This is a genomic window from Paenibacillus apis (genome assembly GCF_018333295.1).
GTDB classification, from domain to species: Bacteria; Bacillota; Bacilli; order Paenibacillales; family Paenibacillaceae; genus Fontibacillus; species Fontibacillus antibioticophila.
In genome coordinates this window covers 454,357-479,167 of the sequence record NZ_BORS01000001.1, presented here as the reverse complement: position 1 = coordinate 479,167, position 24,811 = coordinate 454,357, and the positions used below count along the sequence as shown (strand labels likewise).

The 24,811-nt window shown below is 46.8% G+C and carries 23 protein-coding genes and 3 tRNA genes; 5 read left to right on the top strand and 21 right to left on the bottom strand.

Annotated features, from left to right (window positions below):
- Positions 1-37: 37 nt before the first annotated feature.
- Positions 38-982 (top strand): mannose-6-phosphate isomerase, class I, encoded by a 945-nt coding sequence (gene manA, locus KI362_RS02075; RefSeq protein WP_301624488.1) that lies wholly within the window; start codon positions 38-40, stop codon positions 980-982.
- 57 nt (positions 983-1,039) lie between these two features.
- Here the strand turns inward: manA and KI362_RS02070 are convergent, their stop codons facing one another.
- From KI362_RS02070 to KI362_RS02015, 12 genes are all read right to left on the bottom strand, one after another.
- Entirely contained in the window at positions 1,040-1,555 is a 516-nt protein-coding gene (locus KI362_RS02070; protein WP_306432806.1) for a DinB family protein, read from the bottom strand.
- 56 nt (positions 1,556-1,611) lie between these two features.
- Positions 1,612-1,824, bottom strand: coding sequence for a DUF3006 domain-containing protein (locus KI362_RS02065; RefSeq protein WP_374705607.1), 213 nt, complete (start codon positions 1,822-1,824; stop codon positions 1,612-1,614).
- Between the two features lie 5 nt (positions 1,825-1,829).
- On the bottom strand, positions 1,830-2,762 hold the full coding sequence (locus KI362_RS02060; RefSeq protein WP_301624482.1) for a ComEC/Rec2 family competence protein: 933 nt from the start codon (positions 2,760-2,762) through the stop codon (positions 1,830-1,832).
- 139 nt (positions 2,763-2,901) lie between these two features.
- A complete protein-coding gene (locus tag KI362_RS02055; protein WP_301624480.1) occupies positions 2,902-5,124 on the bottom strand; it encodes an Ig-like domain-containing protein in 2,223 nt (740 codons plus the stop codon).
- Positions 5,125-5,353: 229 nt separating this feature from the next.
- Positions 5,354-5,439: transfer RNA gene (locus tag KI362_RS02050), tRNA-Leu, on the bottom strand.
- Positions 5,440-5,584: 145 nt separating this feature from the next.
- The gene (locus KI362_RS02045) at positions 5,585-6,094 is read right to left on the bottom strand and encodes a WGxxGxxG family protein (RefSeq protein WP_301624479.1); all 510 of its coding nucleotides are present in this window, start codon (positions 6,092-6,094) and stop codon (positions 5,585-5,587) included.
- Positions 6,095-6,255: 161 nt separating this feature from the next.
- Positions 6,256-7,842 (bottom strand): response regulator, encoded by a 1,587-nt coding sequence (locus KI362_RS02040; protein ID WP_301624477.1) that lies wholly within the window; start codon positions 7,840-7,842, stop codon positions 6,256-6,258.
- Complete coding sequence (locus KI362_RS02035) at positions 7,814-9,631, bottom strand: cache domain-containing sensor histidine kinase (protein ID WP_301624475.1); 1,818 nt, start codon at positions 9,629-9,631, stop codon at positions 7,814-7,816. The genes KI362_RS02040 and KI362_RS02035 overlap by 29 nt, the downstream gene beginning before the upstream one ends.
- An 84-nt stretch (positions 9,632-9,715) precedes the next feature.
- Positions 9,716-11,434 carry a hypothetical protein gene (locus KI362_RS02030; RefSeq protein ID WP_301624474.1) on the bottom strand — a complete coding sequence of 573 codons (1,719 nt, stop codon included), beginning with the start codon at positions 11,432-11,434 and terminating at the stop codon, positions 9,716-9,718.
- 79 nt (positions 11,435-11,513) lie between these two features.
- A complete protein-coding gene (locus KI362_RS02025; protein WP_301624472.1) occupies positions 11,514-12,398 on the bottom strand; it encodes a carbohydrate ABC transporter permease in 885 nt (294 codons plus the stop codon).
- A 15-nt stretch (positions 12,399-12,413) separates the two neighbouring features.
- The gene (locus KI362_RS02020; RefSeq protein ID WP_301624471.1) at positions 12,414-13,304 is read right to left on the bottom strand and encodes an ABC transporter permease; all 891 of its coding nucleotides are present in this window, start codon (positions 13,302-13,304) and stop codon (positions 12,414-12,416) included.
- Positions 13,305-13,615: 311 nt separating this feature from the next.
- Positions 13,616-14,971 (bottom strand): aminotransferase-like domain-containing protein, encoded by a 1,356-nt coding sequence (locus tag KI362_RS02015; RefSeq protein ID WP_301624470.1) that lies wholly within the window; start codon positions 14,969-14,971, stop codon positions 13,616-13,618.
- A gap of 76 nt (positions 14,972-15,047) precedes the next feature.
- Between KI362_RS02015 and KI362_RS02010 the strand changes: the two genes are divergently transcribed.
- Positions 15,048-15,857 carry a PhzF family phenazine biosynthesis protein gene (locus KI362_RS02010; protein WP_301624469.1) on the top strand — a complete coding sequence of 270 codons (810 nt, stop codon included), beginning with the start codon at positions 15,048-15,050 and terminating at the stop codon, positions 15,855-15,857.
- Here KI362_RS02010 and KI362_RS02005 read toward each other — a convergent pair.
- The 4 genes from KI362_RS02005 to KI362_RS01990 all read right to left on the bottom strand — a co-directional run bounded on the left by KI362_RS02005 (position 15,837) and on the right by KI362_RS01990 (position 20,748).
- Positions 15,837-16,304, bottom strand: a complete 468-nt coding sequence (locus KI362_RS02005; RefSeq protein ID WP_301624467.1) for an ASCH domain-containing protein — start codon at positions 16,302-16,304, stop codon at positions 15,837-15,839. The genes KI362_RS02010 and KI362_RS02005 overlap by 21 nt on opposite strands.
- Before the next feature lie 23 nt (positions 16,305-16,327).
- Positions 16,328-16,867 (bottom strand): CDP-alcohol phosphatidyltransferase family protein, encoded by a 540-nt coding sequence (locus KI362_RS02000; protein WP_301624465.1) that lies wholly within the window; start codon positions 16,865-16,867, stop codon positions 16,328-16,330.
- 96 nt (positions 16,868-16,963) lie between these two features.
- Positions 16,964-20,215, bottom strand: a complete 3,252-nt coding sequence (locus KI362_RS01995) for a carbohydrate binding domain-containing protein (RefSeq protein ID WP_301624463.1) — start codon at positions 20,213-20,215, stop codon at positions 16,964-16,966.
- Between the two features lie 347 nt (positions 20,216-20,562).
- Positions 20,563-20,748 carry a sporulation protein Cse60 gene (locus KI362_RS01990; protein ID WP_301624462.1) on the bottom strand — a complete coding sequence of 62 codons (186 nt, stop codon included), beginning with the start codon at positions 20,746-20,748 and terminating at the stop codon, positions 20,563-20,565.
- Positions 20,749-20,948: 200 nt separating this feature from the next.
- On the opposite strand from KI362_RS01990, the gene KI362_RS01985 reads away from it, so the two are divergent.
- The 3 genes from KI362_RS01985 to KI362_RS01975 all read left to right on the top strand — a co-directional run bounded on the left by KI362_RS01985 (position 20,949) and on the right by KI362_RS01975 (position 22,351).
- Positions 20,949-21,215: a phosphatidylinositol kinase gene (locus KI362_RS01985; RefSeq protein ID WP_301624461.1), complete on the top strand. Its 267-nt coding sequence runs from the start codon at positions 20,949-20,951 to the stop codon at positions 21,213-21,215.
- A gap of 535 nt (positions 21,216-21,750) precedes the next feature.
- The gene (locus KI362_RS01980; protein WP_301624459.1) at positions 21,751-21,894 is read left to right on the top strand and encodes a type II toxin-antitoxin system HicA family toxin; all 144 of its coding nucleotides are present in this window, start codon (positions 21,751-21,753) and stop codon (positions 21,892-21,894) included.
- Between the two features lie 64 nt (positions 21,895-21,958).
- Positions 21,959-22,351: a type II toxin-antitoxin system HicB family antitoxin gene (locus tag KI362_RS01975; RefSeq protein WP_301624458.1), complete on the top strand. Its 393-nt coding sequence runs from the start codon at positions 21,959-21,961 to the stop codon at positions 22,349-22,351.
- Between the two features lie 94 nt (positions 22,352-22,445).
- Here KI362_RS01975 and KI362_RS01970 read toward each other — a convergent pair whose 3' ends face one another.
- The 5 genes from KI362_RS01970 to KI362_RS01950 form a co-directional block, all read right to left on the bottom strand.
- Positions 22,446-22,841: a YmaF family protein gene (locus KI362_RS01970; protein WP_301624456.1), complete on the bottom strand. Its 396-nt coding sequence runs from the start codon at positions 22,839-22,841 to the stop codon at positions 22,446-22,448.
- A 20-nt stretch (positions 22,842-22,861) separates the two neighbouring features.
- Entirely contained in the window at positions 22,862-23,680 is an 819-nt protein-coding gene (locus KI362_RS01965) for a DUF2935 domain-containing protein (RefSeq protein ID WP_071784188.1), read from the bottom strand.
- Positions 23,681-24,319: 639 nt separating this feature from the next.
- Positions 24,320-24,393 (bottom strand) — tRNA-Ile (locus KI362_RS01960).
- A gap of 18 nt (positions 24,394-24,411) precedes the next feature.
- Positions 24,412-24,485, bottom strand: a tRNA-Met gene (locus KI362_RS01955).
- A gap of 56 nt (positions 24,486-24,541) precedes the next feature.
- Complete coding sequence (locus KI362_RS01950; protein WP_212944140.1) at positions 24,542-24,706, bottom strand: hypothetical protein; 165 nt, start codon at positions 24,704-24,706, stop codon at positions 24,542-24,544.
- Positions 24,707-24,811 lie beyond the last annotated feature (105 nt).

Sequence of the window (24,811 nt, the reverse complement as noted above, 5' to 3'; positions counted from 1 at the left end):
ATGAACCATAAATGAACCACATAGGAGGAATTTCATAATGAATCAACCCATTTTTTTAGAGCCTGTATTTCAAGAACGAATCTGGGGCGGTACGAAATTGAAGGAGCTCTTCCAGTACGACATTCCTAGTGAACATACTGGGGAATGCTGGGCCATCTCAGCGCACCCGAACGGACAGAGTATTGTCAGCGGCGGAGCCTATCAAGGTCTCAAGCTCGGCGAGCTATGGAGCCGGCATCCGGAGCTGTTCCGTTCCTCTTCCTCTGTATTCCCTCTGTTAACGAAGCTTCTCGATGCTTCTGATGACCTGTCTGTACAGGTTCATCCTGATGATGAATATGCCGGCAAGCATGAGAATGGTGAATTGGGCAAGACGGAATGCTGGTATATCGTTGATGCTGAGCCAGGATCCGAGATTATTTATGGAATTGAAGCAACTACCAAGGAAGAACTTGTACGTATGATCCGTGCAGGCGAGTGGGACCAGCTCCTCACCAAAGTCCCTGTTAAAGCCGGAGACTTCTTCTATGTACCTAGCGGTACCGTACATGCATTAGGAAAGGGAATCGTCGTACTGGAAACACAGCAGAGCTCCGATACGACCTACCGTGTATATGATTATGACCGGAGAGATGCTCAAGGAAATCTGCGGGATCTGCATCTAGAAAAGGCGATCGACGTGACAACAGTACCTCAAAGCTATGTTCCTGTATCATATACCGTATCCGAGGAGAAGAACCTTAAGAAAACCTCCTTTGTCTCGAACTCCTTCTTTACGGTGGAAAAATGGGAAGTGTCCGGTCAGGCTGAGGCAGCCGAGCAAGCCAAATACACCTTGTTCAGCGTCATTGAAGGCAGCGGTGAGCTTCGCCATCAAGATTCCGTATACCCATTGAAGAAAGGTACGCACTTTATTGCACCGGTGGACTTTGGAGCATTTGCTTTGTCCGGAGAATTAACAATGATCGTTGCTCACGAATAGAGCGCATATAAATAGGCCGGGTTGCTGTTCATAACGAACACGACCCGGCCTTTATTTTTATTGATCTTGAATAGCTGAAAGATAACGGTCTTTCATAATTCCCATATGATGGATAGCATGTCCTGCGATAATATAGGCAATTGCTCTTGCAGTAGTATCATGCCCCGAGGCATTGCCGACACGCATCCAGGCCTCATCATCCAGTTGACGGAACAGAGAGAGTGTAGCGATTCTTACAGCAGCAAAATCCTGAAGCAGATCATTAATTGAGCGAGTGTCGGCCTGAGAATGAGCAACGAACAAATTTTCCTCAAAGCCGGGAAGCGGGGTCTTATCCCCTCTGGCTATCCGCAAAAGTCTGTAGCTCATGATACGCTCCGTATCCGCAATATGCCCAAGCACTTCCTTCAGACTCCATTTTCCCTCTGCATAACGGAATTTAGATTGTTCCTCAGAAATGCCTGACAATAGTTGAATGCATTCTTCAATTTGTGATTCCAGCAACACGGCTAAATCAACATCTGGAACTTTTTCAACATACGGTTCAAAATGACTTCCATATTCTCCAGCCAACGGGCGCTCCAGCATATAATCACACTCCTGTAAGGTTCATATCATCATTCACAGCTTCAATCTTCCCATACTTGCTCCATCAGTCTCCGGATCTTCGACGACCTTTCTTTCGTTAAGGCAATATCCACATTCCACTTGTGTCCATCCCATACAACAACATCTCCAGGCTTCACTTCCGGCGACACAAGCGCTCGCGGCACGTCCTGATGGACCCCATCAATCTCCAGAATACATATTTCCTCTTCCATTCCCTCGACGATGGCTGTCAAACGCCTCACCTCCCTGTCAAGACCTCGATTTGTTCTCCATTTGTGGAGATCTCGATGGAGCCTTGAAGATCATTACGATATACCCTTACTCCGGCCTCAGCCAGACGGTTCAGAATCTCTTCCTTGGGATGGCCGTAAGAGTTCTCCCCCACCTGAATAACACCCACCTGAGGACGAACACGCTCCAGAAAGCTGACTGACGTCGAGGACTTCGACCCATGATGACCCACCAAGAGGACATCTGCTTGCAGATCGGCGCCGGATTCCAGCATTAATTTCTCGCTCTCACGCTCCGCATCTCCGGTCAGCAGGAACGAGACTTTTCCGTAAGTGACCTTCAGCACTGCACTCATATTATTGCTGTCATCACTCGTCTTCACCGGGGCAAGCATCTGAATCTGAACTTCCCCGTCCCAATCAGGGACCACCCCTGCCTTGGCTGTCTTCACCTTCAGTCCTTTGCGCTGGATCGATTCCAGCAAGGACTCGAACGTCCTCGTATTCGCCTGGATCTTCGGCATATAGATAGCGCCAATATCATGGTGATCGATGACACGATCCAATCCGCCGATATGATCCGCGTCCGGGTGGGTTCCAATCATCACGTCGATCCGGCCAATTCCATACATCTCCAGATAATCCAGCATTACCTGCTCCTGATCGTTATTCCCTCCATCAATCAGCATCGTTTTTCCTGATGGACTAATTAACAGCTGGGAAGCTCCTTGGCCTACATCCAGGAAAACAACCCGCAGATTCCCGTTCTGCGCATCGGAAGATGCATTCCAAACCTCATGTTCTTGGCCCGCTTCCGAGAGAAGCTCTGTCCAATTCGCTGAACAGCCGGCCAATCCCAGCAGTAGACAAAAGCCCAATACATAGATGCCGATTGTCTTGCTTAACTTCTTTAATTGCCTAACCCGATCGTGTCTGCCCATAGTTGCCATTACCTCTTCTTCATAAATCTTTTTCTACTATAGCATAAATGATTGCCGTTTCTCATCTATTACCAAGCAAAAAAAGGGCTGCTCCGTTGGATCCATGATCCTTCAGAACAGCCCAGATTGTAAAAGTTAATTATTTTACAGATACGCGAATCGTCACTGTCTTGCCGCCATAGACCGCTTTGATTGTTGTGCTGCCCTTGGCAACAGCCTCAATCTTGCCTCCGGTTACCTTAGCAACAGATGGCTTTGAGCTTGTCCAGACCGCACTGCCCGTTACAGTCGCCTTGCTGCCTGTATCGTATTCTGCTGTCAGAACAACTGTTTTGGCGGAGCCTGGAGGCAGAACCAGGGACTTCTCATCCACAGTAACCTTGCTTAATTTGGCTACAACACTAACATTAATGCTAGCCTTATGTCCTTGATAGGACCCGGTCAGTGTCGTAGTTCCCAGAGCTACTGCCTTGACGGATGTCGAAGAAATCGTAGCCACTTCGGGATTCGAGGATTCCCAGCCCATTTTGCTGGACAGGTTGACTGTCTTGCCATTGCTATAGAATCCAGTTACCTTGATCGACTTGGACTTCTTAAGGTTCAGTTCAATACTGGTTGGATTCACAACAATCTTTGTAATCTTCTGTTCAATCGTTACTGGAATCGAAATGGTCTTATTGGAGAAGGTGCCTTTCAGCGTAGCCGATCCCTTCGTCAAGCCTTTAATCGTTTTTCCTGTTGCAGAAGTTTTAATTACGCTGTTCGATCCTGAGAGTGTCCACTCTACCGTTGCCGAAACATCGCCCTCTTCTCCATCTTCCCAGACAGCAGTAATTGCAGGCAACTTCGTCTCTTCACCAATTACCACGCTTAATTTCTCTTCATCCGACAGCAAGGTGAGCACCTTTTCAGTTACTTCAAGAGTAACACTGATCTCGCTGTCACGGACGCTTAAGCCCGTGCCTGCAAGAGACGGAAGCTTCGCCGTAAGTGTCACCGTTCCCTTGGCAACAGCAACAACCTTGCCGTTCTCGATTTTGGCAATGCTCTCATCTGCTGAGGTCCACTTCACAATATCGCTGACATCCAGTTCCTCCTCGTCCAGCTTCGTTGCTGTTATCTTCGGCAGGCTGGAGGAATCTCCCTTGAACAGCTCCAGCTTCGTCTTCTCCGCCTTCAGAGCTGTTACAGTTGGATATACCGTTACTTTGATCGATTTGCTGATCCCCATATGGCTGACCTTAATGGTAGCCGAACCAGCTGCTCTTGCAACGATCTTGCCATCGCTTACCGTAGCCACCAGCAGATTGGAGGATGTCCATTCCGCAACAGACGTAACATTATCATCCCTGTTTGCACCGCTTCTCATTCTTGCTTCCGCATCAATCTGTTCAGCGATGAACATCGACTGATCTGCGGACGGATTCACAATAATGACCTCATAAGGCGTACGAACATAAACGTCCGTTTTCGCCGTTACTCCGAGGTGGGTCGCAGTTACAGTAGCTTTCCCCAAGCCAACCGCTTTGATCTTCCCCTTTTCAACAGTGACTACAGAACTGTCCGAAGTACTCCAGGTTGCTTTTTCTGTAACATCTGTCTTGGAATCCTTATCGTCTGTATGCGTTGATTGCGCATTTACTTGCAATTCATCGCCAACGACAAGCTCCAAATCCTCGGCCGTTTCTGTTGTTCCATTCGGAGTGTATTGCAGCTCCAATTTGGAATAAGGCAAGATTACCGTGACCTTGAATGTCTCAGTCAATCCTGCATATTTGGCCGTTACCGTCGCCGTACCTTCGCCAACCAGAGTTAGCTGGCCTTTTTCAACGGTAAGTACAGAAGTATCGGAAGAGCTCCAGGTTGCATCTTTCGTAACATCCGTGTCCTTCGACGTCCCAGCTCCGTCCAAAACGCTCGTCACCAGCGCCTTGACTGCAAGATCGCTTTCCTCTGCATCGAGACTGTATTTGCCTTCAGAACTGTATTCCAGCTTCAATTCCTTATGAGATTCTTTAATGATTACTGTAATTGAAGAGGTCGCACTGTTGTAATCGGCACGAATTGTTGCCGTACCCACCTTAATGGCAGTCAGCGTTCCCTTCACCACTGTAACAACCGAATTATCGGAGGAACTCCAGTTTGCAGTATTCGTTAAATCTTGCGTCCCTGTGGAGCCTTCAAATGTCCCCCACACCTTAATCTCTTTAGAGCCGCCTACCGTCATCTCCAGCGTGGTTCCTTCTCCATCAATGGCAATGGATTTAAGATCACCCGTAGCCGCCATCGCTCCATGAGGCAGTATAGTTGTAAGCAGTAAGGTGAGCATCAGGAGCCAGCCCGTCATTTTTCTCTTCACCATTCGTTTTCTCCTTTAATTCCATTATTTGCCGGAGTCCATTCCAGGCCTATAGGTTTTTTATCGGAAAAAGCAGCATCAAAAGTAACCTCCATCCCAAAAAACATGACCATTGTCCTAGGAGTCTGTTTTCCAGAATTAATTAGTTACTACAATTTGCTACAACAAAAAACAGCTGGTTTTGAATCATAGTCGCGATTCAAAACCAGCTGTTTTCGTTCAGTCGATCATATGCCGAGGACCGGGATCGAACCGGTACGGTAGTCACCTACCGCAGGATTTTAAGTCCTGTGCGTCTGCCAATTCCGCCACCCCGGCAAAATATCAGCGCAAAAATGAATATACCATGTTTTTGTCATCATTGCAATCCTTAATTCACATTTTAAAATGAGCCAACCCCACAGCTTACTCCATACGGAGTCGCTATGGGGTTGTAATTTGAATATACTGGAGCTAATTCGGCTTATGCACGGTCGCTTTCGCGTCTGCGCATTCCTGCCAGACCAAATAGTCCAAGCAGACCAAGCCATCCCCAATTGGATCCTGTCCCGGTCACAGCCCGGGCACGGACCGTATTTGTCCGGTAGTTGCCTGTTCCTGTCGTATTGTAGTCCCGTGTCGTTGTACGGTTATTCAGGGAATTGCTTCTCATCGTATTTCGATTAGTGTTCATATTCGGATTCATCCCATTGTTATTTGTACCGTTGAACATATTCGGGCCATCGTTCAGCATATTGGTACCCATATTGGTATTTGGAACATTCATCCGATAACCATTGCCGGAATAGCCGTTAGTGGACAAATCCCGGTCCAGATTGTTGGTCATTCTTTCAATGGGATTGTTCGCCATATTTCCCCGCACGGGTGCTCCGCCGGTGGTCGTGTCACCAAGCGTACCGTAAGCACTTGCTGGAACAACTAAAGCTGCTGATAAGGACATGGTTGCAATAAGTGCAGTTAATTTTTTGTCCAACCGTAACACCTCCATCGATATTTTTGCTTACGATGGTAAGCTTCCCGGAAGCCCAGGCACTTATGCAGATTTAAGGCTGCAGCATTTTGCCAGCACATAGATCCCAGCCATTCATCGGACCTGACATTTAAACTTTTAACGCCATCATCATTTTTCTCTCATTAATGATAATTTCTGTATTCCTGCGGGGTTTGCCCCGTAATCTTTTTGAACAGATAAGCAAAATAAGCCGCTGTCTGAAATCCCACTTTTTCGGCCACCTCATAAACCCTCACGGTAGGGTTGTGAAGCAGTTCTTTCGCACGATTTATCCGCACCTCCTGAATATAATCCGAGATGGTTTGTCCCGTTTCCTTCTTAAACAGCACACTCAGATAACTTGCGTTAATATGATTCATCTCTGCCAGTTGCTTTACGGTCACGTTCTCATGCAGATGCTCGTAAATATATTCACAAATGGCCTGGATAAGATGATGCTGCTGAGTAGCCTGCTCATTGCGGCTTGCTGTCGCATATTGAGCCAAATACCGGAGCGCCAGTTGACGAACTTGGGAAGCCTGACTGCAATCCAGAATTTGCTGCATAACAGACACATTCATTTCAGCATTCAGCGCTTCCGGACGGGTCGGCTTTCGGGATAGCTCGCTGAGAAGCCCAAGGGCAAAGGCCTGAAGATAGGAGAGCGACTGTCCTGTTTCCAGCAAGGCAAATACGTTACTAGCATATTCAAGCGCCTTGTCAGCTTGCTTCGCTTCTCCCAGCATATGGATGATTTCGGGGATATACTCCTCGCTTACTCGCTGGTTCTGAAAGTCATTGTCATCCAACTGATTCTCATATAGCACAAGACCACGCTCCAGCAACCTTGCTCGAGCCATCATAAATTTCATCCTTCTGTAGGCTAGCGGCACATCGCTCCATTTCGGGCAGGTTTGGCTAATGCCCACCGTAATCGACAAGCCATGCTGCTCCAGCATGACATCCTGGATAAATGAAATCTGCTTCTCCAGCCTGGCCTTATCCTCCGAAGCAGGATTGATATGAACCGTCAACACCTCCTCCGGGCCAAGCTTTGCTATGATCACTGAGCATATATCCGACAGACTGACACTTACCGCTTTGAAAAATGCTGCCCCGCGCATGACTCTGCTTCTGGCATCTGTTCCTTCGACCAGCAAGCGATCCGAGCTGAAAAGAACGAGCCGAACGCCTTCTTGCAGGTCAGGCAACTCGAGCAAGCGCGTCCATGAAGCTACTGTCTCAGACTCAACAGCCCCTTCAATCAGATCATGAATAAACCTTTCCTTCACGACATCCAGGCTTCCTGATACCTTTGCCTGCAGTTCGGTTGTTTCTGCTTCAATCCGGCGCATCTTCTCCAGAGAGGCGCGAAAGGCAGCCAACTTGCCTTCTATCTCTGCTACCTTAATGGGCTTTAGCACATATCCCCGTGCGCCTACCTCAATAGCCTCCTGCACAAATTCAAATTCATCGTAGCCGCTAACCATCAGCACCTGGATGCCCGGGTTCGCTTTTTTACAGCGGGCAGCCAGCTCAATTCCATTTATCCCAGGCATGGACACGTCCGTTACCAGTACATCAATCCGGCGCTCCCGCAGGATAGCCAGTGCTGCTTCACCAGACATAGCGGTCAGCGGCTGCGCGTAACCGAGTGATTCCCACTGGACATGGCGCGCCAACCCCTCCACGTGCATAGGCTCATCGTCTACGATCAATGCTTGAATCATGCTCCCCCTCCTTCCGAATTTCTGGACGTTCGGCGCATGCCGGAATGATAATGGTAACCCGTGTTCCGCAGCCCGCATCGCTATCAATACCGAAATGGCTCTCGCTTCCGAAATAAAGCTTCAGGCGCTCTCTGATGTTAGCGGTTCCAAATCCGTTGCCCTTGCCGACCCGTTCCCCGTGCTTGAGCAGCTTTAGAGTATCAGGCATAATACCGGCTCCGTTGTCCTCAACCTCGAATCGAATCCGATCACCCTCCCGGCTGGCTGAAATCCGAATGAAGGCACCTTGTTTACTCGTAATGGCACCATGCAAATAGCAATTTTCAACAATCGGCTGGAGGAGCAACTTGATCGTATAGAACGGATAAACCTCATGGTCGATATCCCACTCCACTCTCACCAGATCCGGAAATCGAAGCTGCTGTATTTCTAAGTAGGCTTGAACATGCTGCAGCTCAGCTTCAATTGGTGTGACATTGATGCGATTGTCCAGCGCAAGCCGATAAAACGTCGTCAGCGCATCAATTGTCCGGACCTGCATTTGGTCGTCAAGATCCATTGCGCGCCAACGAATCAGACTGAGCGAATTATAAATAAAGTGAGGATTGATCTGAGCCTGCAGGACGCGGAACGCTTGCTCTCGTTCCTTCAGCTTCGCTTCCGCCATATCTGTGACCAGCTTGCCCAGCTTGCCGGACATGGAGTTGAACAGCAGCTCCAATTCGCCAAGCTCATCCTTGTCACGGCTCCGAACACTCACATCGAATTCGCCATGGGAAATATCATTCATCCGGTTTCCCAGCTTACGGATACGCCAGACAATGTTTTTCATAACCGTCATAATCATAAAGGTGGATAACAGAAGGAAAAATGCTACACCACCGGCAATGCCGTATAGTACCCATTTAGATTGATGCTCAAGCTGATCCAGATCAATAACGGCTACGATACTCCAATCCGCTCCAATTGCCTGGGAAAAGTATCGGTCTCCATCTGATATCATTCCATCCTCATCGGTGATCCCTTCCAGTACTCCGGGCAGTATGGAGTCCGCCAGTCTGGCGATCTGACTAGTATCTGTGGCCGCAATAATGCGCTGATCAGCATCCAGAATATAAAGCTCCCCCGCACCATTGAACGGCTGAGCCAGCAACTGGCCGAAGACAGTGTCGTAGTCAAGCTGCATGAACACCATACCGATTCCTTCGCCAGTCGGTGCCATGATTTTATGAGTGATGGCAAGCTCATCAGATCGACTCCGCACATTTTGCCATTTCGGTGCTAGCTCCGACTTCAGTGTCTGCTGATACCAGGTCAATTCCGAAATGCCGGACAAGAAGCGCTGCTCCGGTTTCCACAACAGCCGGCCGTCTTGAACCAGCGTAGAATTCTCATGATAAATACGGAAATTCTCGATGCCTGGCAAATATTTACTCATCTCCGTGAACGATCGATCGACGTATTCAACCGTATTCAGTTGCTCAGACATATCATTGTATTCCCTGAATAATCTTATGATCAATTCTCCATCCGTCGCGGTACGCATGGCCAACAGGTCATATCCCTGCTTCCGGAATTCAATATTTTGCGCCGTCTGACGCAATGCTTCCTTAATTGTAATCATGTAATTGTTTCGCACATTCTGCAGGGTATAATAGCCGGCCAAAATACCAAGCACGATCGTTGGAGCAAGTACAATAATGCCGTAGAGCAGCAACATCTTCCTTTGAAGGTTAAGAGAACTCGTCAGTCTGATAGCCGCTCCCTCAATAAATCTCAGCAGCATCATAGCTGTCCCCCGATCTTAATCGACATGGATCTAAACAGCAAAGGGAGCAAGCCCTTGTGAAGGCTGCTCCATGCCGATAAGCGTTTAGTATTCGCCGTTTTCCTGAACAAGCGCTTGATACGATTCATGCCATTCCTGCTTCAATTCGCTCCAGCGAACACGCTTCTCCAGTGCATCGCGGAAGGCCTGCCAGATTTCTTCAAACTGCGCATCGTCCTTGGACATAATAAGCTTGGCTCGGTATTCCTTTCGCAAATTCTCCAGTTCAGGGCCATACTTCTCCCACAGACTTCCAGGCTTTGCTGTTATTGTGTCATAGAGGTGTGCAGTGCGAACTCCTCCCATTTGTCCAATCACTTTAGAGAACTTCTGCGTCTTGGCAGCGCCGGCTACGCTTACCTCATTGTTCCACCAAGGATACCATTCATAGTTAAAGGAAGCTAGCATATAAAGCTCCGGAGTAACCGTTGCCTTCTGTGCAGCGTCGCCCGAATTGCGAGGTCCGCTGTAGGCTTCATCAATGTATTTCCACGATCCCAGAGGCTGGTCAATCCAGTCCCAGTATAAGCCCGCCGGCCCCTCATTAACGATCTGCTGCATTTCAGCCTTAGGCTGGAGTGTATAGTCAAGGAATTTCAGGATTGCTTCAAGGTTTTTCGTGCTCTCGCTGATATATACATCGTATCCGGGATACGGATTGACGATCTGATTATAGCCCACCGATTCAACACCATTTACCTTTGGAAACGCTATCGGTTCATAATACCAGCCAGACTCGGTAGGCCCATCCAGCGTCTCCCAGATCGTCTGATCGACATTCCAGAAGCTGCCGACGTTCATGGCTGTACGGCCAGATTTATTCTTTTCTTTATAGCGTTCCTTCTTGTCCGTAACAACCTCTGGATCAATCAGCTTTTCACGGTACATCCGGCTTATCCATTGATAGGCCGCCTTATATCCCGGATCATCATATAGGAATACGAATTCGCCATTCTTCTCCTCGACAGGAATGACACCGCCCGCGCTGCCGGTTGTTACGCCAAAGGCACTTAGCACTGCATTCTCGTCATTCCAGCCTGCCGAATCGTTCTGATCCATCAAGAAGCCCATTGGATTCAACGCTTTGCCGGACTCATCCTTTTGTTCTGCCGCCTTCTTGAGGAAGCTTTCGATACCTTCAAGGCTGGCCAGATCCTCTAGCTTCATCCCCGTCTTCTCAACAACATCTGTCCGTACGAGCCAAGCCGTAGACACCCAGCCTGGCCAAGGCTCGTCAGGATTCTGGTCGAACCAGGTCGGAATGGACCAGATGTGCCCGTCTGTATCGCGCATCCGCTCCAGATACTCCTTAGGAATCGCCGCCAGATTAGGATATTTATCAGGCATTTCAAAATATTGCTCCAGGGCCATCACCTGCCCGGAGCGGATCATGGCATTTTTGACCGTCTCGCTGCGGCTGAAGATAGCAGCATCCTTGAAGCCGCCCGTGTTCAACCGCAGATTCAATGCAGTCATGGCATCACCCTGCATCGCCTCCAGTTCTACCTGGATTCCCGGCTCTTCTTCTTTCCAATACTTTTGAATAAGACTATCGTTGTTTATGGTTGCCGTCCATCCCAGCCATAAATTGAACGTATTTGAATCTCCCGAGGATGCCTCTCCGCTGCTTTCGTTCGGCTTTCCCGTACCGCCTTGAGCTTCATTGCCTGTCTTGGCTCCCGGACTCGAGCAAGCCGTTACGATGAGCAGCAATAGTGCCAGTATTCCTGCAACAAAACTTGCACTTCTCTTTCCCGCCTTCATGTGTTACCTCCCCTTTGCCTTCTGATTTTTGGTATATGTTGCGAAGCAGTATACCCTTAGTAGACAAGCGAATTTATAGTTAGCCTTTCACTGAGCCTATCAATACTCCCTTAACAAAATATTTTTGAAGGAATGGATACACGCACAATATCGGAAGCGCACTGACCATGACAACCGCCATTTTGATCGACATGAGTGTGACATTTTGTGTCTGCGCTCCTCTCGCCAGTGCCTCCTGATTTGTATTTGAACCGAATACGGCTGACAGGTCAGATGCATTCAAAAGCTGCTGCAAGAAAGTCTGTACCGGAATCAGTGACTGGTCAGTCACATAGAACGCGCCTGCAAACCAGTCGTTCCAGTGACCTACAGCCGTAAACAGCCCCAACGCTGCAAGCATTGGCTTGGAAAGCGGCACAATGATCTGAAATAATACTCTGATCGGACCTGCTCCATCCAGTTCGGCCGACTCAACCAGCGCCTCCGGAATACCTTGGATGAATTTCAGCATGACAAACATATTCCAAGCTGAAAACATACCGGGGATGATATAGACCCAGAACGTGTTAACCAGACCAAGATTGTACAGCTGAATGTAGAACGGAATTAGGCCGCCATTGAACAGCATGGTAATCAATATATAGCTGAGCAGCGCATTGCGCATCGGCAGCATCCGGTAGGACAAACCGAAGGCCGCAAGTAATGTGATCAGCAGCCCCGTAATCGTACCGATAATTGTACGGCTAATTGTAATAAGGTAGGAGTGGCGAATAACTGCGTTGCCCAGTACGATTTCGTAGTTAATCCAGGTAAAAGACCTTGGCCACAAGTAAACCCCGCCTTTAGCTGCATCCGCACCTTCATTCAACGAAATTGCAAGCATGTACAAGAACGGATACAGTACCGACAGACACAGCAGCGACAGTAGAAAGACAATAACGGTCTGTCCTATTTTCTCGCTCATTGATATCTTCATTGCTTACCATAACCCTTCGCCGTTGATTTTTCTGGACATCTGATTTGTCGCTAGCACAAGAATCAAGGCAATCACAGACGAGATTAGTCCAACCGCAGTCGCCATGCCGAAGTAACCCTGCTGCAGTCCGCTTCTAAGCACGTAAGTATCGAGGACATCCGAAACTGCCATGTTGGCCGGATTCATCATCGGATAGATTTGATCCATCCCTACCGTAATCAGACTTGGAATGCTGAGAATCAGGATGATCGAAATCGTTGGTGCAATCCCCGGAAGAGTAATGTGTCGAATTTGTGCCATTTTACCGGCTCCTTCAACCTTTGCTGCTTCATAGAGCTGTGGATCAATGGTTGTAATTGCAGCCAGATAGAGAATGGTGTTCCATCCCACTTCTTTCCACAAACCGCTGGATACAATAATAGGCCGGAACCATTCGGTTGACCCAAGGAAGAAAATGGAATCCCCGCCTGCCTTTAAAATCAAATCGTTTACTAATCCCCCGTCCATGGTCAAGAATGACTGCAAAATGTATGCTACAACAATCCATGAAAAGAAGTGAGGCAAGTAGCTAACGGATTGGACGAATCTTTTGAACCCTGAATGACGAACCTCGTTAATCATCAGCGCAAGCAAAATGGGTGCCGGAAATCCAAAAATGAACTTCAGGACGGAAATAAAAAGCGTGTTTGTTACCACTACCCAAAACTGAGGCTCACTGAGAAATATAAAGTTTTCCAACCCAACCCACGAACTGCTCCATATTGACGAGCCAATTTGAAAATCCCTGAATGCAATCTGAATGCCTGCCATGGGTATATAATTGAACAGGAACAACAAAATCACTGCTGGCAAGATCATTAGATACTGCCAGCGGTACTTATAAAGACTGCCCACGAGTACCTCCCCCTTTGCCTCCATTCTATCTGCTGGCCTGAACGTCCACCATATAACAACGGTTGGATATTGATTGCAATGATTTGTTCTTTTTAACCATCGGCTTAGGTTAGTCAGTCAGTTGCTTCCTTCATCTCTAAGTGGCTCCTCTATTCCCCCTCTCCTAAGCCTTCCTGAACCCCTGTCGAACTGGGTTTCATAGACAAAAAAATAACCCGGCACCTGATCGGTACTGGGTGGAATCGAAGATGATATCCTGCTGAATCCTAGGCATCGGGTATATCCCGTAGCCTTCAATAGATGGAGCAGTCCTAAGGCTGCAGCATTTTGCCAGCGTGGAGAAGCAATTTCATCCCTTCAGCAAGCTGCTTCTCATTCAGATAAGAATAACTAAGACGGATGTACGGAGTGGACGAATCCCACGGATCGCAAATAGCTCCCGGCAGAAAACTGACGGATGCCTTCAATGAATGATGGATTAGCATGTTCACATCCCAGCCTGGGGGAAGCTTCACCCAAAGATTGAGACCTCCCTTCGGACTAATCCATGTTAGGCCGCTGCCTTCTAACTGCTGCTCCATAGACGCTTTACGGAGTTGCATCGCTATTCGAAGCTTTGCGATATGTCCCTGCATCCGATCTGTAAAAAAAATATGCCGGAATACCGCTTGATTAAACAAGGGACTTCCATTGTCTGTCATCGCTTTTATGCGCAGCAACTTGACGATCCGGTCTCCTCGGGCCATCATAACTGAAATTCTCAGGCCAGGTGAAATATACTTACTGAAGCTGCGAATATAGACCACTACTCCTTCGGTATCATAAAAGAAGCATGGAGGCGGAGGCGGTGCGTCAAAGTATATGTCATGGCAAACATCATCCTCCAAAAGAAGGCACTTATACTGTTCCGCCAATTCCACCAGTTCCTTGCGCTGATAGGCTGACAAGGTAAATCCGGTTGGATTATGAAAGGTCGGAATTATATAAAATAGGACAGGCTGGTGTGTTCGCATCAAATGCTCCACCTGATTCATATCGTATCCACTTTCCGTAAAATCAACAGGATGAAGCGTCGCCTTCTGCTCCTGCAAAGCTTCAATCGCCGGACCATAGGTAGGCCGTTCAATCAGCACATGATCCCCCGGCTTCACGAATGCACGCGCAGCGAGATCAATAGCCTGCTGAGCACCGCTTGTAATCAGCAGCTCGTCCGCTGTTACCGAGAAGTTGGAGGTCTCCAGCAAATAATCAGCCAAGCTCTCTCTTAAACGCAAATCGCCGGCGGTTGACGAATAGGTTCCTAAGAGCCTTGGCTCCATATCCAGCAATTGCTTGATATCGCTCGATAAATGCCTGTTTGGAAGTAAATCCGGGGCAATCAGGGCACGGGACATCTGATACAGGATCGAATCATCTTTATAACTCGGGGACTCAACATAAGGCTTCTTTGTCTCCACAGACTTCTCACATACATAGAAACCGGACTTGGTTCTTACATCAATCCATCCATCCTCCTGCAAGCGCTGATATGCCTTAAGTACAGTCAACCGGTGAACGCCAAGCCTGCTGCCCATGCATCGGACCGAGGGAAGCTTGTCTCCCGGCTTCCATTCCCCTTTTAGAATGGCTTGAACTACTGTTTCATACACCTGCTCTGATTTCGACATCGCGATCCCTCTGTTCTATTTTTGGCAATCTGTTCTATTCTAATTCTATTATAGTAAAAGAAAAGGAGGAGACCACATGAAATATTATGTAGTGGATGCGTTCAGTGAACAATTATTTAAAGGAAACCCCGCAGGTGTCTGTATTTCCGATTCATTTCCAGACGCACGCCTTATGCAGAACATTGCCATGGAAAACAATCTTTCCGAGACCGCATTCCTCGTCCCGAGAGAACAACAAGGACATTTCGACTTGAAATGGTATACGCCGGAACTCGAAATTGAATTGTGCGGACATGCCACCATCGCAAGCGCTTATGTTGTCCATCATCATGTCGATTCCAGCCTGAAGGAGATCTCATTTCACACTTTAAGCGGTGTACTTACCATCAGCGTGCATGAACCGCTGTATGAATTGGATTTTCCGTCTCGTCCGCCTGTGTACAGCAACACCACTGAGCTGCTTGAAGAAGTCTTGGGAAGCACACCTGTGGAGACCTTTATGACCGTAAATGACATAGGAATTCGTTATTATGCCGTGCTTGAGAATGAGCTGCAAGTCCGAAGCTTTGCTCCCGATTTTGCCAAGATTAAAGCTATCCCCGGCAATTTTGGTCTGGTCCTTACGGCAAAAGGCGACAAGGAGGACTTCGTGTCTCGCTTTTTTGCTCCTGCAGCAGGAGTCAATGAGGATCCGGTGACGGGGTCGATCCACACCACCCTGATTCCCTATTGGACCGATAAGCTGGGAAAATCAAAGCTCATTGCACGACAGGTCTCCAAGCGTGGAGGCGTGCTCTATTGTGAACATAAGGGTGAAAGGGTCAAAATCGGAGGACATGCCATTCAGTATCTTGAAGGGGAATTATTAGTAGGTCCAACTCCATAAACCAAGCTTGCCTTTGCAAGGAGTCGGTAAGATCAGCTTATTCAGGCCACGAATTTCCCATGCATAACGCCCTTCGGAATAATCGCCAAAGCCGATTTCGAGGGCATCGCGTTCGGCGCTAAGATGGACGAACTCGTCGTCATGCACCAGAATTACATCCTGTTTTTCTTCAGAAAAGGATTGAATTTGATAGCACGCTGCAAGCTCGCCCACAGCAATTACGGCCCCGGTAGGCAAGTCTGCCGGGGAACCGTACCCGTGCTTTGCAAGCACCCTGCGTATCGGTTCGGAGTTGCAAGCACTCATATCCGCGGTTTTGCTAGCATGAATGGCAATTTGTCCCCGGTAACGGACAGGCCAGCTTCGAGTTTCTAATTTCTTTTCTCCCACTGCAATTAAAGTGGCCCAAGGCTGTTTTATAGTAATGGCCTTCATTTCGCCCTTCATATCGAATACCCTTTCTAGATGAATTAATGGTGAAATATAGACTTTATGTCCCGATGCAGCACTTTGGACGTCGCATTGATTAACAGCTCTTCTAATGCCGATATACTTGCGACACTGCAAAGCAGTAGAATCGTTATGCTCAGCGGAAACATCGAATAAAGAAACGGAAAGAGGAATAAAGCGAACCCGGTCGCCTTGTTACTATAAGTATGTAAAAATGTTAGTTTACCGTATTTTCTGAACCCCACGATGATAGATAAAAATCGGGCAGCAGCAATCAGAATAATCCATGGGATGGACCACCCTGGAAGTGCTATATATGTAATATAGATGAAGAGCACAATGCCAATAAATAGAAAATCAGAAACACTGTCAAGCGCCTGACCAAAATTGCTGGTCGCACCCAGCCTTCTCGCCAAATAGCCGTCCAGCACATCACTTAGACCACAGACTATATAAAGTGTATAGAAAGGAGGAGAGAAAGGCTCCGCAAATAACAAGCTCACAGCGCCAAATACTCTTACCAGCGTTATAAAATTGGGTATGAAAGAGATGCTGCTCACCCCGCTTGAGGTTTCATGCTTGCTATTATACCATAGAGTCCCCCCCTTGGCTCACAAGGGGAGGACTCTTTATCATATCCCTATCCTTATCAGGCTCTATGATGCAGTCAGCCCTGGTCTCAGCTGCAAAGCTGAAACTGGGGATACTGGAGCCCCTGGCTGGATATTTCCAGAGCCCGAATAAGTCCACGTTCCAGTATTAAAGAAATAATTTCTGCCGTTATTGCTATCCCATTGCCCATTTCCGTTGTTGAAGCATGCCTCTAAGCGAGTTGCTTCTCCAATATTGACTGTAAGCTTGCTATAGCCCATTAATTCTGAGACTTCCATCGCTACTCCCGGCACGGCTGTCCATGTCCCACCTTCCGGGCGGTAATGCAAGTAAGGTGTGCTGAAGCCATGCTTATAATATACCGTCACAGTATTGGCAGTTGTCGGATCGGGTGCTCCTTCTACGATCTGACCATTACCATTGTATGTCCATGTACCCGTGCCGAAAAAATAGTTTCTCTGATTATTGCTGTCCCATTGCCCGGCCCCGTTATTAAAGCAAGCCTCCAGGCGCGCTGCTGTTCCAATATCAACCGTAAGCTTGCTGTAGCCGGGAACTTCAGAAGCTTCCATGGCAACTCCCGGTACGGATGTCCAGATTCCTCCTTCGGAACGATAGTGCATGTAAGGCGTGCTGAAGCCGTGCTTATAGTATACTGTCACTTTGTTGCCCGTTCCGCTAGGTTCCGTAGCGGCTTCTAAAGCTTCACTCGGGTCCGACTCATTGTTGGCGGCATCACGAGCTTTAACGATATATGAATACGACGTTTCCGGAGAAAGTCCTGAGTCCGTAAAGGTAGTAGCAGTGGAACTCCCGGCCTTAACTCCATTCCGATAAATATCATAGCTTGTTACTGCAATATTATCGGTTGAAGCATCCCAGACTAATGTAATAGTCTTATCCGTCGCCTTAGTGGAACACAAATTTCCAGGTGCACTTGGAGCAACCGTATCTCCTTCTCCATCCGGGTTCGCATCATGCCAAGCGCCATCATACCAGCCTTCGGCACTCCTAATGAATCCGGCTTGATTTTGCCCAGGGTTTTGCTTGCCGGTTCCGTCCCGGAAAATCACCGAGGCAGTGTCAACACCGTCGATCTTATAAGAATACCAATCTCCGGCTTCGTGGACCATGGCCGGGGCAGTAGCCCAGGTTGGCTCAGCAATCTTGGGTGAGGTGCCATAGTAATACAAATACGGATTTCCCCAGTCTGCCGGCTTCTTGAAATGGATTGTCAGTCCGGCATTAGGATCCTTCTTAGTATATTGATACTGCTGCGTCGATACTCCTTCCTCATTCTCCGCATACAATCTCAGCGTGGTCACTTCATCAAAACTCATATCTTCGCCGATCGATAATAATGTTCCATCTGTAAATTCGATACCCTGACGCGGATCCGTGCCATCCAGGGTATACTTCCCGCTTGCTGCCTTATCCAAGAGCAGCTTAATCGTCAATGTTTCGGTCTTGAAGGTTCCTCCGGCAGGCGATGCCGATAGAATCGGAAGCTTGGTTTCCGCTCCCTGCTCAATTAATATCAGCCCGTTCTCCCCCGGCGTAAAAGAAACCATGCCGCCGCTTACTATAGTCTCGTTTCCAGTATAAGAATCCCGAACCATGGTCCCGTCAGGGAATGCCGCAGCTACATTCACACTCGTAGATCCCGATGCCCCCACAACAACGACTACCTTGTCCTCAATTCCGTCCTTGCTATAGGCCCGTTTAAACGTATAGGGGGTGTCACTGATTTTTTCATGACTGCCTGCCCCCACAGAAATATGATTATTGCGGAACTGCCCTACTTTCTGCCAATGCGACAAAACATTCTGATCCAAGTTGTTCCAATCCATCGATGAACGCGTTCCTTGCTGCGGATCGGATCCGGTCTCGCCAAAAGCCCGAGCCGATTCATCGCCGTAGAAGGTTTGAATCCCTCCAGGCAGAAGAAGCAAAGCGGTCCCGGCCTGGATTAATCGACTTCGATCGTAGAGTCGCGTATCATGTGAGGAAATGTAGCTAAGTACATTGAAGTTAGGATCGCTGTTGATTTTTGAGGCATAATCCGCATAGATTCCTTCCAGCGAATTGATGTTGGCATCCTGGAACGAGAAGTTGATGATCGAGTCAAAGCCGTTGTTGAAATATTCGCTTTTGCCTACGCCATGACCCCATACCTCCCCGGTCATCCAGAAGTTGTCTGTCCAGTCTGCTCCAGGCTTACCCGGATTGTTTTGTCTCCACCGTTCGAGCGCAGCGCTGCTATCGTTCTTTAGCTGCTTCCAGCGGTTTAATTCTACATGCTTTGCCGTATCTGCACGGAACCCGTCAATCCCGAATTCTTCGACCCATGCTGCAAGCCACTTGCTCAAGTAGTCTGCCGGCGCGATGCCCAAGTCTTTACGCAAATTTTTGGCTGCAGGAACAATCCACGGCTCATAACCGCTGGTCTCCTTTCCCCATTTCGTTACAAGAAGCGGCGGTAGCCCGATGCTGCTCGTCACATTCGTGCGAAAATCCGGCAAATCGCCTACACATAGCGTCAAATCACTTCCGCCGCAATTTTCATAACCGGCAATTCCTGCACGTACCCAACCGCCCCACCAGGAGGACCAAGCGGAAGAATCATTATAATTAATATAGTCATGATAGCTGTGCCATGTCTGACCGCTGACCGGCGTCCAGTCGGCACCGATCCCGTTCCTTGCGCCGAAGCCATATTCCTCCATATCCTTCAAGGTCCCATATCCCGCGTGATTCATAACCACGTCGAGCACAACTCGAATTCCCTTGGCATGAGCCGTATCGACAAACTCGCGCATCTCTTCCACAGTGCCCATATTTTTGTCCATCATCGTGAAATCAAGCGCATAATATCCATGATAGCCATAATGAGCGAAGTCTCCGCCAGTTCCTCCGCCCACCCAGCCATGCATCTGTTCATAAGGGGCCGTAATCCAGATCGCATTCGTTCCTAGCTCGGTAAAATATCCTTCATTCAGTTTTTGTGTAAGCCCTTTCAAATCACCGCCGTGGAAAGTCCCAATACTTTTCCCGGTTACGTCGACGCTTGGTCGGCCGTAAGAATTGTTGTTGTTCGGGTTTCCATCTTTAAATCGATCCGTCAGTACAAAATATATGTTAGCGTTATCCCAACTGAAAGGTTTATTTGCAAGCTCAGTTGCTTGCCTTGTTGCAGCAGCAGCTTTTTGAGGCTCAAATCCTTGTAGGACATAGATGGAGGTGACTAGAAAAACAATGCTAAGAAATAAAGAACTGATCTTCTTGAATTCTCTCATCACAAAATTGTCTCCTCTCATTTTTTGTGCAAACGTTTGAATTTTAGCTTATACTCGCTTCGCTTCCGTTTAATAAAAAAATAATTATGCCAGGAATCCTTGTGTGCTCTTGTTTTAACTTCCCTCCTCCTTTCTATAAAGTGTGTAACTTAGCCCAATGGAAGCACTTACAATAATCAATATGCTATTAGTGTTTAATATTGTAAAATGCTTAAGGGGATTGTACCAGATATTGTCTCTTCCTGTATACTCTTTCTTGTCCAAAATTCCATTTCAGCAAAATCAATGACCCCTTTCCGGGCAAAATAAAAAAGCACCCGAAGGATGCTCATTGAAAATTCGGAGCTCTAATGCATGGTCAAAATAATAGTGTGTCGAAGATCAGGTTTAAGCGCCAAGCTGGACATAGCTCGATGCTCAATTTGATACTTAACATCCACTTCTACAACCTCAGAAAGTTCGGAAAGATAAGCATTTGCTTCCTGTTCAAGGGAAGCCAAGTCATCGCTTTGAAATATCTTAATCTGATACATATTCCCCACCTCCTTGACATCATAATTCGACATTAGGAAGGATTTCCCTTCTTCGCTTCATTTGTTTATCATTAAAATTCGATTTCATTTTTTTGATCTATGGGCATTTGCCGTGAGCGGAATGGGTTGAAGTCCATAGACTGTACTCGAGTAAAAATTTTGAGGAGGTTATCCATGGATACCAATTATCAACAAGTCGCATGGCACTGTTGAATAAATATGTTGGTATTACTACTTCTGACGGACAGTCTCATGACGGGTTTATAGCACATGTTGATCAAGACTATATTACGCTTGCTATTCCCACAAACGAGATGTATGGGCAGATGAACGGAATGCCTGCAAGAGAAGCTACGTATAGACAATTTGGATTCTTTCCAGGTTTTTTTCCACGCCGCCGCTTCTTTCCGAGACGCATACCATTTGGTGCAGTTACCGGGTTATTTTTGCTTCCGTTTTTCATTTAAAGATGTATGGTGGACTATCCCCACTCAAAAGCGTTTGTTCATCCTTTTAGGTGGGATAGTCCGCCTATTTTATTAATTTCTCCAGTACCAAAACTTTTCATTTGACATAGATCTTACTTTTGAAACGCCCGCCGGTGTTCTTGCTCGGAAGCATTAAATCGGAAAGATTCGCTGACGCTATTACTTGGTTGTCTGAAGCTTTGTTTTATCTTCCAAGACTCATCATCAAGCTTTTCACCTAAAAATAAGACCATACATTTGGCAAATGGGCCGGAAATGGACCTCCCGAGTTCGTTCATCCGGTTATAAACGCTACTCCGTTACCTTTCATCAACTTCTCGACTTCTCATTTATACTTCTTGAATTACGTTTTGGTCAGAACTATCAAGAATTATATACAAAACAATTCCTCTAATCCACTCCATTCAATAACAATATTGAAGCACGTATCAACACGTGTTATAATGAATGTGGAGGCGAAAAGGATGCGAAGTTATTCTTCAAGAGAAATTATAAAAATGCTTAAGAATAACGAATGGTTTGGGTGAAGACAGTTGGGGACCATTGGCAGTTCAAACATCCAACTATAAGAGCTAAAGTCACCATAGTTCATCCAGAAAAGGACGTAGCTATACATATCCTAAAGGATATCGAGAAGAAATCGGGGCTCGAATTCTAGCCCCTCTTCTCTTAAACATAAGAATAAAAAATGCAAGTTGGTATATTAATTTTCGATGAAAGGAATGAGTTCCTTGAAGAATGAGTTTCAATATGTGGCTGTGCTAGATTTTACAGGAAAGCATATTGCCATTACTTTCCCTGATCTCGACGAAGCATTATCACAAGCAAACGATATCGAGACAGCCATACGAAGAGCAGATGAAGTGCTGAAGCTGACAATCGAGAGTCGCATTGAGGATGAGGAAGAAATTCCTGAGCCGACTCCGTTAGACAAAATTGCCTTACATGATGGTCAGCGCACGATTGTTGCAAAATGTGTAATAAAAGAAAAAATCAAATACGACAAGAAAACATTAACCTTACCGCATGACCTTAATCTTGCTGCCGAAGCAGCTGGACTAAATTTCTCACAAGTCTTGCAAAAAGCTTTGCGTGAGGAATTAGCTGAAAGATAAAAAAGCACTTCCCTGATCGACAATCGGTCAGGGAAGCGCTTTTTAGATTGGATTAGAACCTGGGATAATGGTGTGGACAATTCTGTGTGAGAAGTTACTGTTTAGCTCTTTCATTACCTGTGTTTCCACCATAACGGTGATTATGTGGGATCCTGCCATCTATTGTGGTATACCCCTCAAAATAATGATAGTGCCCACCACCTGCCAAGGGTATGGCAGGGCCAGTTGTTCCTCTAATCATGTGTTTATGTTGGTCATTAAATGATGTTTGGGCATGATATTTATGGACGTGTGGAACACCACTTGGAGCCGGTTCAGTTACACCCACGTAATGATGGAAATGTCCAACATCAAAGGATGTATCTCCTTCAAAGGGATGAACATGAACGTTAACGGGCCTTCCATCCCAAGATGTAAGAAAAAGTTGATGTGAATGTCCCGAATCGGAGTCATTGGAATGAACAACAATTCCCGTTACTTGTATTTCCATCACATAATACCTCCCCTACATTAAAACAAGATTTCTTTCTTGTTTACCTTCATACCACACAATGACCGATCGAACATGTCAAGAATAAACAAGAATCGTTCGGCTTCACGAAAAACATGATCCGCTAATAAAGGGTGAATGATACTTTTGACTCGACACTCCTCAATTAAGTCGCGCGCAGTCTTCTTAAAATCTCGCAATGATTTGACTGAAATGCGGTTTTCATCAACAAATTGACTTAGTAATGGATGGGTTTGCGATTGTGGACGCATGGAACTTAAGTCAATGGCTTGAAACATCAACGTATCAAAATCTTGGCTAAACTCCCTTGCTTGTTCCACTAATTTTCGCTCGGATGGATCAAGCAGATGACCTATAAATTTTGCATGGTCAGCCATGATTTTTAGGAAAAAGACATTTTCATCGATAATCGCATCAGGTAATGGTTCAAGTCTCCCGCTATTGAGTTCCTCTAACCGATTTCTAAAGTAATTTGCTTCTCGGCTAACATGATCTACAAGCAAAGGGAAATTTGTTCCCCCAGGAAGTTGGCACCTTAGTATAAGCCCAAGTACCTTCCTCTTAAATGCCCAAATGTGTGAAGCGGCACTGTGAACTTCTGAATTAAACTGTCTAATTGTTTGGGGATCAGTATCTGCTTGATATGAATGTGATCTTCTTTCAATATCCTCAAAGATTGCATAAAATTGATTAGCCTCATTAATTAACTGCGTGTCTTCACACCTAAATCCAAGTCGAAGAAATAAGGAATGTTCTTTCATAATGCGTGACCAAAAACGTATTTCGTCTAATGATCTGACTACAAAAGGATCCGACAAACCATATCCCACTCCTTTAGGTAAACTTAAAGACAACCATTATATTTACTTGATAGCAGAGTATATGGGCATGACATGTTTAAATATGCTATTGGAAAATCAATTAGGGTTAAAAAAAGCCTCTCCTGCTTTTTTTGCAATCTGAGGCAGGAGAATTATCAGGCGTAATCATTGTTGTCCTATAATTATACGTTCCCTGTCCAGACCCGCCGATTCAAATTACAGAACGATAGCCATAGCTTCCTCTAGTGCTGTGCTGCCTTGGCGTAGGCTCGGGAGTGTATGAAATTTCATCCAATGCCAAAACTTTTCATTTGACATAGATTCTACTTTTTGAAACGCCCGCCGGCGTTCTTGCTCAGTCATGTGGTTTAACCTTCTTAAATCTGATATGATATAGTAAAATACTTCCATATGCGAGGTGGCTTTATGAAATTTGGAAGATTAAAAATCGGAAAGATTCGCTGACGCTATCACTTGGTTGTCTGAAGCTTTGTTTTATCTTCCAAGACTCATCATCAAGCTTTTCACCTAAAAATAAGACCATACAGTTGGCAAGAGGGCCGGAAATGGCCCTCCTGAGTTCGTTCATCCGGCACAAAGCAAAAACCCCTTGCATAGCAAGGGGTTTCGCACTTATGGGCCCTACAGGACTCGAACCTGTGACCGATCGGTTATGAGCCGAGTGCTCTAACCAACTGAGCTAAGGGCCCCCGATTCGGGGTAAAGAATTGCGGGGGCAGGATTTGAACCTGCGGCCTTCGGGTTATGAGCCCGACGAGCTACCGAGCTGCTCCACCCCGCGTCGTAAATAGCGACATTTATTAATATACACGACCTTGACGCTCGGCGTCAAGGTCCTTAAGGAATAAATCTGACTCCGTACTTTCCTCTTCTGGAACGAAAAATTTCAATGACCCGCATTTCGTCAAAGCCGTAAATCCAGCCGTCATGCTCAAGCCGCTTGGCAAGACAGCCAGCCTGAAACTTCGTTCTGTATAACTTATTGAAATATACCCACCGCAAGTTTGAGTCACCTCCCGTGCAAGAATCAGAATAGGCTTTGGAACTTACCTATAGATTACCCAAATAAACAAAAAAAAGCCGCCAAATTTCATTCGGCGACTTCGT

What these genes read in the sequence shown, in the direction of transcription:
- KI362_RS02005 (WP_301624467.1), bottom strand. Translation starts at nt 16,304, where the DNA reads ATGAAGGGCGAAATGAAGGCCATTACTATAAAACAGCCTTGGGCCACT.
- KI362_RS02015 (WP_301624470.1), bottom strand. Translation starts at nt 14,971, where the DNA reads ATGTCGAAATCAGAGCAGGTGTATGAAACAGTAGTTCAAGCCATTCTA.
- KI362_RS02055 (WP_301624480.1), bottom strand. Translation starts at nt 5,124, where the DNA reads ATGGTGAAGAGAAAAATGACGGGCTGGCTCCTGATGCTCACCTTACTG.
- KI362_RS01975 (WP_301624458.1), top strand. Translation starts at nt 21,959, where the DNA reads ATGAGTTCCTTGAAGAATGAGTTTCAATATGTGGCTGTGCTAGATTTT.
- KI362_RS01970 (WP_301624456.1), bottom strand. Translation starts at nt 22,841, where the DNA reads ATGGAAATACAAGTAACGGGAATTGTTGTTCATTCCAATGACTCCGAT.
- KI362_RS02030 (WP_301624474.1), bottom strand. Translation starts at nt 11,434, where the DNA reads ATGAAGGCGGGAAAGAGAAGTGCAAGTTTTGTTGCAGGAATACTGGCA.
- KI362_RS01980 (WP_301624459.1), top strand. Translation starts at nt 21,751, where the DNA reads ATGGTTTGGGTGAAGACAGTTGGGGACCATTGGCAGTTCAAACATCCA.
- KI362_RS02040 (WP_301624477.1), bottom strand. Translation starts at nt 7,842, where the DNA reads ATGATTCAAGCATTGATCGTAGACGATGAGCCTATGCACGTGGAGGGG.
- KI362_RS02025 (WP_301624472.1), bottom strand. Translation starts at nt 12,398, where the DNA reads ATGAGCGAGAAAATAGGACAGACCGTTATTGTCTTTCTACTGTCGCTG.
- KI362_RS01985 (WP_301624461.1), top strand. Translation starts at nt 20,949, where the DNA reads ATGGCACTGTTGAATAAATATGTTGGTATTACTACTTCTGACGGACAG.
- KI362_RS02060 (WP_301624482.1), bottom strand. Translation starts at nt 2,762, where the DNA reads ATGGGCAGACACGATCGGGTTAGGCAATTAAAGAAGTTAAGCAAGACA.
- KI362_RS02010 (WP_301624469.1), top strand. Translation starts at nt 15,048, where the DNA reads ATGAAATATTATGTAGTGGATGCGTTCAGTGAACAATTATTTAAAGGA.
- KI362_RS02035 (WP_301624475.1), bottom strand. Translation starts at nt 9,631, where the DNA reads ATGATGCTGCTGAGATTTATTGAGGGAGCGGCTATCAGACTGACGAGT.
- KI362_RS01995 (WP_301624463.1), bottom strand. Translation starts at nt 20,215, where the DNA reads ATGAGAGAATTCAAGAAGATCAGTTCTTTATTTCTTAGCATTGTTTTT.
- manA (WP_301624488.1), top strand. Translation starts at nt 38, where the DNA reads ATGAATCAACCCATTTTTTTAGAGCCTGTATTTCAAGAACGAATCTGG.
- KI362_RS01990 (WP_301624462.1), bottom strand. Translation starts at nt 20,748, where the DNA reads ATGTATCAGATTAAGATATTTCAAAGCGATGACTTGGCTTCCCTTGAA.